Origin of the sequence: Streptomyces sp. NPDC086787, assembly GCF_044745865.1 — a bacterium.
GTDB lineage: Bacteria > Actinomycetota > Actinomycetes > Streptomycetales > Streptomycetaceae > Streptomyces.
Genome location: NZ_JBIVBC010000005.1, coordinates 480,835 through 486,865 on the forward strand (window position 1 = coordinate 480,835; position 6,031 = coordinate 486,865).

General features: G+C 68.6%; 5 protein-coding genes. 4 read left to right on the plus strand and 1 reads right to left on the minus strand.

The features are described 5' to 3' along the window. The first annotated feature begins 18 nt into the window (after positions 1-18). From ACIPK3_RS16460 to ACIPK3_RS16470, 3 genes are all read left to right on the plus strand, one after another. Complete coding sequence (locus ACIPK3_RS16460) at positions 19-999, plus strand: cation diffusion facilitator family transporter (RefSeq protein ID WP_402570166.1); 981 nt, start codon at positions 19-21, stop codon at positions 997-999. Between the two features lie 271 nt (positions 1,000-1,270). Beyond that, on the plus strand, positions 1,271-2,701 hold the full coding sequence (gene ahcY / locus ACIPK3_RS16465; protein ID WP_402570168.1) for an adenosylhomocysteinase: 1,431 nt from the start codon (positions 1,271-1,273) through the stop codon (positions 2,699-2,701). A gap of 171 nt (positions 2,702-2,872) precedes the next feature. Continuing rightward, positions 2,873-3,514: a hypothetical protein gene (locus ACIPK3_RS16470; RefSeq protein WP_402570170.1), complete on the plus strand. Its 642-nt coding sequence runs from the start codon at positions 2,873-2,875 to the stop codon at positions 3,512-3,514. A 10-nt stretch (positions 3,515-3,524) separates the two neighbouring features. On the opposite strand, the gene ACIPK3_RS16475 is transcribed toward ACIPK3_RS16470, so the two are convergent. Further along, on the minus strand, positions 3,525-4,502 hold the full coding sequence (locus ACIPK3_RS16475) for an RDD family protein (RefSeq protein WP_402570171.1): 978 nt from the start codon (positions 4,500-4,502) through the stop codon (positions 3,525-3,527). Between the two features lie 130 nt (positions 4,503-4,632). Here ACIPK3_RS16475 and ACIPK3_RS16480 point away from each other — a divergent pair, with 130 nt between their 5' ends. Beyond that, positions 4,633-5,640, plus strand: coding sequence for a stage II sporulation protein M (locus ACIPK3_RS16480; protein ID WP_402570173.1), 1,008 nt, complete (start codon positions 4,633-4,635; stop codon positions 5,638-5,640). The last annotated feature ends 391 nt before the right edge of the window (positions 5,641-6,031 follow it).

Sequence of the window (6,031 nt, forward strand, 5' to 3'; positions counted from 1 at the left end):
AAGGGACAACGCGGACACATGAGCGCGTCAGGCGGCACCAGGGCGATCGTGGCGGCACTCGGAGCCAACCTCGCGATCGCGGCAGCGAAGTTCGTCGCGTTCGCGTTCAGCGGCTCGTCGTCGATGCTCGCCGAGGGCGTGCACTCCCTCGCCGACTCCGGCAACCAGTTCCTGCTCCTCGTCGGCGGCAAGAAGGCCCAGCGCGAGGCCACCCCGCAGCACCCCTTCGGCTACGGCCGCGAGCGCTACATCTACGCCTTCCTGGTCTCCATCGTCCTCTTCTCGGTCGGCGGCATGTTCGCCGTCTACGAGGGCTACGAGAAGATCCAGCACCCGCACGAGATCGAGCACTGGTACTGGCCGGTGGGCGTCCTCGTCTTCGCGATCATCGCCGAGGGCTTCTCCTTCAGGACCGCCATCAAGGAGTCCAACGAACTGCGCGGCAAGCTCTCCTGGTCGCAGTTCATCCGCCGGGCCAAGGCCCCCGAACTGCCCGTCGTCCTCCTGGAGGACTTCGGAGCGCTCATCGGTCTGGTCCTCGCCCTCGGTGGCGTCGGCCTGGCCCTGCTCACCGGCGACGGCATCTGGGACGGCATCGGCACCGTCTGCATCGGCGCGCTGCTCATCCTCATCGCACTCGTCCTCGCCGCCGAGACCAAGTCACTGCTGCTCGGCGAGTCCGCCGGCCTCGACGACGTCAAGAAGATCGAGGCCGCGACGGTCGACGGCGACACCGTCACCGGCATCATCCACATGCGCACGCTCCACCTCGGCCCCGAGGAACTGCTGGTCGCCGCCAAGATCGCCGTCCAGCACGACGACACCGCCGCCGAGGTCGCGAGCGCCATCAACGCCGCCGAGGCCCGCATCCGTGCCGCCGTCCCGATCGCCCGCGTGATCTACCTCGAACCCGACATCTACAGCGAGGCCGAGGCCGCCAGGGGTTCCGACCCGGAGGCGACCCCGGGCGGCCCGAACCCTCACCCGGCCGACCACTGAACCCCGTCGGACCAATGTGATCGGCGCGATGTGTCCGGTGCCGGACTGGGGACGCCCCGCTCCAGCGGTGTAGCTTGGGACGGAGCCAGACGTCGCTGCTGATGGCGGTCGGGCGGTCCGGCAGCGGACCGACCGAGGGAGAGAGGGCCTCCGACGGACTGAGCTGCGCGTACGCGGGCACGCCCGTGCCCTCCTTTCGGGCACCCCGGTGTCCGCTGCCGCGCAGACCAGCCGTACCCACCCTCGCCCCAACCCCGAGGAGCAGCTCGCAATGACGACTGTCGACAGCCGGCAGGACTTCAAGGTCGCCGACCTCTCCCTGGCCGAGTTCGGCCGCAAGGAGATCACCCTCGCCGAGCACGAGATGCCCGGCCTGATGGCGATCCGCAAGGAGTACGCCGAGGCGCAGCCGCTGGCCGGCGCCCGGATCACCGGTTCCCTGCACATGACCGTGCAGACCGCCGTGCTCATCGAGACCCTGGTCGCCCTGGGCGCCCGGGTCCGCTGGGCCTCCTGCAACATCTTCTCCACGCAGGACCACGCGGCCGCGGCGATCGCGGCGGCCGGGATTCCGGTGTTCGCCTGGAAGGGCGAGACGCTGGAGGAGTACTGGTGGTGCACCGAGCAGGCGCTGACCTGGCCGGACAGCCCCACCGGCGGCCCGAACATGATCCTCGACGACGGTGGTGACGCCACCCTCCTCGTCCACAAGGGCGTCGAGTACGAGAAGGACGGCAAGGTCCCCGGCCTGGAGACCGCCGAGTCCGACGAGCACCACGTCATCCTGCAGCTGCTCCACCGCACCCTGGGCGAGACCCCCCAGAAGTGGACCCAGCTGGCCTCCGAGATCCGTGGCGTGACGGAGGAGACCACGACGGGTGTCCATCGCCTGTACGAGATGCAGCGCGACGGTGTGCTCCTCTTCCCGGCGATCAACGTCAACGACGCGGTGACCAAGTCGAAGTTCGACAACAAGTACGGCTGCCGCCACTCGCTGATCGACGGCATCAACCGGGCCACCGACACCCTGATCGGCGGCAAGACCGCAGTTGTGTGCGGGTACGGCGACGTGGGCAAGGGCTGCGCGGAGTCGCTGCGCGGCCAGGGCGCCCGTGTGATCATCACCGAGATCGACCCGATCTGCGCCCTCCAGGCGGCGATGGACGGCTACCAGGTCACCACGCTGGACGAGGTCGTCGAGACGGCTGACATCTTCATCACCACGACCGGCAACAAGGACATCATCCTCGCCTCGGACATGGCGAAGATGAAGCACCAGGCGATCGTCGGCAACATCGGTCACTTCGACAACGAGATCGACATGGCCGGCCTCGCGAAGATCCCCGGCATCGTCAAGGACGAGGTCAAGCCGCAGGTTCACACCTGGAAGTTCCCCGACGGCAAGACCCTGATCGTCCTCTCGGAAGGCCGTCTCCTCAACCTCGGCAACGCGACGGGCCACCCCTCCTTCGTGATGTCCAACTCCTTCGCGGACCAGACCCTGGCCCAGATCGAGCTGTTCGCCAAGCAGTCCGAGTACCCGATCGGCGTCTACACGCTGCCGAAGCACCTGGACGAGAAGGTCGCCCGCCTCCACCTCGACGCCCTCGGCGTCAAGCTGACCACGCTGCGCCCGGAGCAGGCCACGTACATCGGCGTGCAGGTCGAGGGTCCGTACAAGTCGGACCACTACCGCTACTGAGTCGGAGAGCACGTCCGTGCACTGACGTGCTCGCCCGACGGCAGATCCTCAGAGGCAGGCCCCCGCACCCCCGTGCCGGGGGCCTGCCCCTTTGGCCGACCGGCCGTCACACCGGCCGCGGCGGCTCGTAGAGGTGACCGGAACACCAGCCCGTCAAGACCCAGGACCCCCATGCCCCGCGGCCGTTATTCGCTCCACGATCCGCACGATCACACCCCCCTCGGAGAAGAGCACTTCCAGTGCGCGCCCGGCCCGTCCGGCTGGCGCTATGTCTCGCAACTGACCACTGCCCCGGGCGAACCAAGCGGCTCCAGCGACCCCATCGGCTCCGTCGACCTCGCCCTCGACGACCTCGGACGCCCTGTCCGCCTCGAACTCCGCAGGGGAGACTGGCAGGTGCGCGGCGCCGCACTCGACGGCGTCACCTGGGTCCGTACCGACCCCACCGGCACCCAGGCCACCGAAGGCAATGTGCGCGCCCATGCCTTCACCGGCACGTCCCCGGCGTTCCTCGTCGCCACCGCTCGTCTACTGCGCCTCACCCCCTCGGCGGCCGCCACTCGCGTACGCCTCGTCGCCTTCACGGACCCGGTCCTCGCCCCACGGACCGTCGACCAGTCCTGGGCGCTCGTGAACAGAGAAACACACGCCACTGACAACGACCCCCTCACCGTGGAGGAATACCAGGTCACAGCCCTGGACACGGGCGAGCAGCACTCCGTGCACATCGCCGGCGACGTGGTTCTCGCAGCGCCGGGCATCGAGCTGGAGGACCTCCAGTCGCCGCCGTCGCAGTTCGGCCGACAGAGCTGACGGGAGTTGTCTACGCCGGTGGCACGAACCCGGTGGTGGCCGGGCGATCGGCCGCCGGTTCTGCTTGCGCGGACGGCTCCGGAAGGACGTGGCCACTTGGCGGCGTCGAAGGGACGTAAGAGGCGTGTGCGGCGTGAGGTGGGTGAGTTGGATGGGTGCCCGGGGCGGTGGTGCCCGGAACAGGGGCGGCGCCGGGAACAGGGGCGGCGCCACCCGTGAACCGTGCCCCGTTGGCCGGACCGCCCACGAACGACCGCCGGACCTCGCGGGCCTGCCGCTCGTTCACGACCGCCGCCAGATAGGCCGCCGGCGGAACGTTCTGAGGTGCCGGAGTACCGGTGCGGGCCGCGAGATCGGAGGCCAGGCGCTCCGCCATGGACCACGACACCTGCGGATCAAGTTGGTTCATGCGCGTCAGGTACTGACGGACGGCGAGCCACAGACCGTCGGGGACCGCCGACAGATCGAGTGCCGAGAAGCGCCCCACCAGCCAGGGCGGCGGCGGGGGAACGAAGGCGGCCCGCCCGGTGGGCACCCGCTCCCGTACGACAAGAGTGCCCGCGAACACGTCACCGAGCCGCCGTCCACGTGCCGACACCAGTGACGCGATGCAGGCGACGACCCCGAACGTCAGCAGGATCTCGACCAGGCCGATGGCACCCCGCACCAGGGCGTGCCGGAACCGGATGGGTCCACCGTCGTCCCGCACCACGCGAAGCCCGCACGCCAGCTTCCCCAACGAACGACCATGACTGAGCGTCTCCACCGCGATGGGTCCGCCCACCAGCACCAGCAGGAACGTCGCGATCGAGAGCGCGATCTGAGCGGCCTCGTCCAGAGACGCGGTCGACACCATCAGCACCAGGGACACGACGATGTACGCGGCCATGGCCACGACCAGGTCGAGCAACACCGCCAGCGCCCTGCTGGGCAGCCTCGCGGGGCGCAACTCCAACGCCACCGCCTCGCCCGTCACCAGCTCACTCACGCCCGTCGTCCTTCCCTGGCCTGCCCTCGGAACCGCAAGTCTGCCAAGCTGAGTACACATCGCGCCTCAGTACGACAAGCAGACAGCCCGGCGCGGCGGTCGAACACCAGCCTAGGAGCAGGCAGACCCGATGGACCTGGACGTCTTCGTCTCCGCCCACCGCGCGGAGTGGGACCGCCTCGACGCCCTGCTCCGCCGCCAGCGCCGGCTGAACGGTGCGGAGGCCGACGAACTCGTCGCCCTGTACCAGCGCACCGCCACCCATCTCTCCCTGATCCAGTCCAGCGCCCCCGACCCTCAGCTGACGGGGCGGCTCAGCCAGCTCGTGGCACGCGCGCGCAGCGCCGTGACCGGCACGCGTCGCGCCTCCTGGCGCGACGTCACCCGGTTCCTGGGGCAGGGTTTCCCCGCCGCTGTCTACCGGTCGCGCCACTGGTGGGTGCCCACCGCCCTGGTGTCCACGGTCGTCGCGATACTCCTGGGCTGGTGGATAGGCACCCACCCCGAGGTGCAGTCGTCCATCGCCGCTCCGAGCCAGCTGCGCGACCTGACCCGCCCCGGGGGCGAGTACGAGACCTACTACTCCAGCCACCCGGCCGCCTCCTTCGCGGCCCAGGTGTGGACCAACAACGCCCAGGCAGCCGCGATGTGCCTGGTCCTGGGAGTCTTCCTCGGCCTTCCGGTGCTCTGGATCCTCTTCCAGAACATGCTGAACCTGGGCGTCGGCATCGGCCTCATGTCGTCGGTGGGCCGGCTCAACACCTTCCTCGGCCTGGTTCTACCGCACGGTCTGCTCGAACTGACCGCGGTCTTCGTGGCCGCCGGCACGGGGCTGCGCCTCGGCTGGACGGTCATAGACCCGGGTCCCCGAAGCCGCCGGACCGCTCTCGCCGAAGAGGGCCGGGCCGCGGTGGGCATGGCGATCGGTCTCGCCCTGATCCTCTTCGTCTCCGGTGCCATCGAAGGCTTCGTCACCCCGTCCGGCCTGCCCACCTGGGCGCGCATCGGCATCGGCGTCATCGTCGAGCTGGCCTTCCTCACCTACGTCTATGTGGTGGGCGGACGCGCTGCACGGGCCGGTGACACGGGTGACCTCGCGGCGGCCGAGCGCAGCGACACACTTCCGACGGCTGCCTGATGTGCGTGCACACCTGTTGAGCTGCTAGTCTCCTCTTCGCCCCGCAAGAGCCGTTGACACGGATCGAGTGGGGAGGTAGATTCAAACAGTTGCCTAGAGGGCGGAAGAGCCCGCAGGCGGCGATCAGAATCTATCTGCTTCACATGGATGACTCATCGAGTCACATTCCAAGAAGCCTCCTCTCTGATTATTCAGAATTGAGCGGCCGGTCAGATCGGCCAAGAACTTCTGATAAAGTCGGAGTCGCCGGAAAGGGAAACGCGAGAGCGGGAACCTGGAAAGCGCCGAGGAAATCAGGTCGAGAAAAGATCTGATAGAGTCGGAAACGCAAGAACGAAGGGAAGCGCCCGGAGGAAAGCCCGAGAGGGTGAGTACAAAGGAAGCGTCCGTT

Excerpts from the sequence above, each read along its gene's own strand:
- ACIPK3_RS16460 (WP_402570166.1), top strand. The coding sequence starts at position 19 with ATGAGCGCGTCAGGCGGCACCAGGGCGATCGTGGCGGCACTCGGAGCC.
- ahcY (WP_402570168.1), top strand. The coding sequence starts at position 1,271 with ATGACGACTGTCGACAGCCGGCAGGACTTCAAGGTCGCCGACCTCTCC.
- ACIPK3_RS16470 (WP_402570170.1), top strand. The coding sequence starts at position 2,873 with ATGCCCCGCGGCCGTTATTCGCTCCACGATCCGCACGATCACACCCCC.
- ACIPK3_RS16480 (WP_402570173.1), top strand. The coding sequence starts at position 4,633 with ATGGACCTGGACGTCTTCGTCTCCGCCCACCGCGCGGAGTGGGACCGC.